This is a genomic window from Mycobacterium sp. E802, from assembly GCF_001666875.1.
Taxonomy (GTDB): Bacteria; Actinomycetota; Actinomycetes; order Mycobacteriales; family Mycobacteriaceae; genus Mycobacterium.
On the sequence record NZ_LZJD01000170.1, the window covers coordinates 1 to 2,947 of the forward strand.

Below are 2,947 nucleotides of genomic sequence, written 5' to 3' on the forward strand. Positions count from 1 at the left end.
TCGTCGGGATCTTGATGAATGGTGCTGATCGGCGGTGGACTGAGTTGGCGTTGGCTGGTACGGGTGCGCAGATTGTGCGGCCGGTGGATGCGGTTGCTGCGGCGGGGGAGTTTGCTCGTTGTTCGGCAGTGATTGTGAGTCGGTTGCATGCGGGGATTTTGGCGGCGTTGTCTGCCACGCCGGTGATTTCGTTGGAGTATCAGCCGAAGTGTCGTGATTTTGCGTTGTCGGTCGATGATGAGCGGTCGTTGTTGCGTACCGATGAGGTGCGCAGGTCGGTGGTGGTGGATCGGGTGTTGGCGGGGTTGGCTGATTCGGAGGTGATCCGGGCCAGGACCGGGGCTGCGGTGGACGAGCTACGCCGACGCCTGCACACCCAATACGCCGCTGTGGGCGCGGCGTTGGGACTGGATGCCACCTGACTTGCTGCAAAGATCGCAAAACGTGATCACATTGCTATAACTGCACCACGCGTAATGGTCGTGTCCGGCGTAATTCCGGGTCATCTTTTCGACTCGTTGTAGCCGTTCTCAGTGGGTAGAGTGCACCCCAAATGTTGGTATTCATAACCACTTTGCGGCATCCGCAGAACGCAGCGGACTATCGCCGCGTGGAGGCGTTGCTGCAGGACACCCTTGCCTCGGTGGGTCGGCAGACCTGCGATGAATATCTGATCATCATCGTCGGCAATCGACCGCCGTCGTTCCCGCTCCCGGAGCGTGCCGTGTTCGTCGAAGTCGATTTCCCGCCGCCTTCGCTGCACCAAGGCCCGCGCACCGGACCTGCCTCGGTGATCTGGGACAAGGGCACCAAGAACGCCATCGGTCTGATCGCCGCGCGTGAATACCGGCCGGACTACGTCATGCTCTTCGACGCCGATGATTTCGTGCACCGCGACATCGCCGCCTTCGTCCGCGCCCACCCCGGGGCCGCCGGATGGGTGAGCACCCGCGGGTGGATCTACTCGCGTCGCCGGAACGCGTATGCGCTGCGGCGGAAGTTCTACCGGCACTGCGGAACCTCGTTCATCATTCCGTGGGAGGCCTATCAGGTTCCCCGCGGTCTCACCGTTTCTTCCACTCAGGACGAGATCTTCGAAGCCTTCGGGCTACGGCTGGAAAAGGTGCTCGAGCACGGTTTCGCCTACGACTGGTGGCGAGAACACGGACGCATCCTCGAACCTCTTCCATTCCCGGGCGCCGTGTACCACGTCGACACCGGCGAAAACCATTCCGGGAACATCCTGTTCGGGCCTGCCCTGCCGTACCGTTCACATCTCTATCGGGACTACGGGCTGCGCCCGTCGAAGGGACCGGCAGTCACGTTGTGGAGCGCCGTCGGGCCGGCCTCACTGTCGCGCTGGCCGGCGGTGCGCTTGCGTCAGCCCAAGTCATATCTCGAAAACTACCGTCCACCAGTGAATCCGATAGCTCCGTAACACAGACGGACGCCGCGGGAAGGGATAGTCGATGCGCACAGCGGTTCACGCCATCGGGGTGACAGTCATGGCCCTGGTGGGTCTGGTGTCGCTGGCGTTGGTGTCGACGGTGGCATCCGTCGCCTCCGCAGCGGTTACCAGCGTGTTGATCATGGGCGGCTCGGGCGATCCGCTCACCACGGAGAAGGACGGCATACCCTTCGTCAGGCAATACACGACCAACGTGGTGGACAACTTCGTCGCCCCGTCCTCCACACGACCCGATCTGGGCATTCCCGTCGGCCCGTACAACGCGGTGGCCGTGATCACGCCGGCGCAGTTCAACACCGGTGACCCGGCTGACCATTCGATGACCTTCGATCGATCCGTGGCCGAAGGCACGCAGGATCTCGACACCTGCATCAGCTCGACGGCACAGTGCCAGTACAACGAGGACATCGGTTCCGACGCTCCCAGCGTGGGGGACTCGTTGGTCGTGTTCGGGTACTCGCAGAGCGCCACGATCGCGTCGTTCGAGAAGGCCGCGCTGGCCGACCGGTACCAGCCCGGTGAGGGCCCGCAGGTCTCGTTCATCTTGACCGCCAACGGAAACCGGCCCAACGGGGGCTTTCTGGCCCGTGGCCCGAAAGGCCTGTCTATCCCGCTGCCGCTCCCCGGCGGCGGGGTGACCTTCAGCGGGCCGACCCGAACCGATACCCAGTACGCGACCGTCGACATCGCCATCCAGTACGACGGTTGGGCAGACCAGCCGGTCAATCCGTTCAACCTGATCGCCGTCGCCAATGCCAATGCGGGGCAACGCTTGCTGCACCCGCATTACGCCGACCAGAGCCTCGACGGTCCCGGAATCATCGACCAGGGTCACTACGGCGACACCCGGTATCTGATGGTCGCCACCGACACCCTACCGCTGCTCCATGACGTCGCCAACATTCCGGGCGTCGGACGATTCTTGGCCGACGTTCTTGACGCGCCGCTGCGCGTGCTCGTGGAGTCCGGGTACGACCGAACGACGAGCCCGGGAAAGCCGACGACCTGGAGTCTGTTCCCGGCGAAGAATCCGCTCAAGACAGCGGTTGATTTCGTGGTCGCCATTCCGACCGGATGGGACGACGCCATTGAACGCGTGAACGGCACCCGGCCGTTCGGCACTCAACGACCCGGCCCGTATGGCGTCGGTGGGCCAAGCGTCGATTACCTCAATCCTTCGGAAGAGACCACCAAGCCAGCAGAAGCCACCACCGAATCCACCTCGCCCACCACGTTGGTGTCGCGGAAAACCCGGTCGACACCCGTCGACGCGGACGCCAAACTGGCTGCTACCTCAAGCGATACCGACGTTGTTTCCAGCCGGCCGCAGAAACTGAAGACCTCGGTGGAGAAGCTGCCCGCACAGAGCGCCACCGACTCATCGGACGTGGCTGCCACGAAGCTGCCGACATTGCCGAAGTCTCCCGAAGCCGATGCCCTGGCGACGAAACGGCCAACGGCCACGGAAGACCGCGAAGC

The 2,947-nt window shown here is 63.5% G+C and carries 3 protein-coding genes and 1 pseudogene; all 4 read left to right on the plus strand.

From position 1 onward, the window contains the following. Positions 1 to 14: 14 nt before the first annotated feature. A pseudogene (locus A5699_RS30060) lies at positions 15 to 191 on the plus strand (polysaccharide pyruvyl transferase family protein); the annotation flags it as partial. 33 nt (positions 192 to 224) lie between these two features. Next, positions 225 to 422, plus strand: coding sequence for a hypothetical protein (locus A5699_RS30065; protein WP_231965825.1), 198 nt, complete (start codon positions 225 to 227; stop codon positions 420 to 422). A gap of 131 nt (positions 423 to 553) precedes the next feature. Then, positions 554 to 1,438, plus strand: a complete 885-nt coding sequence (locus A5699_RS25055; RefSeq protein WP_067775526.1) for a glycosyltransferase family A protein — start codon at positions 554 to 556, stop codon at positions 1,436 to 1,438. 31 nt (positions 1,439 to 1,469) lie between these two features. After that, positions 1,470 to 2,947: PE-PPE domain-containing protein (locus A5699_RS25060; RefSeq protein WP_082957869.1), on the plus strand; the 1,478-nt coding region annotated here is incomplete at its 3' end.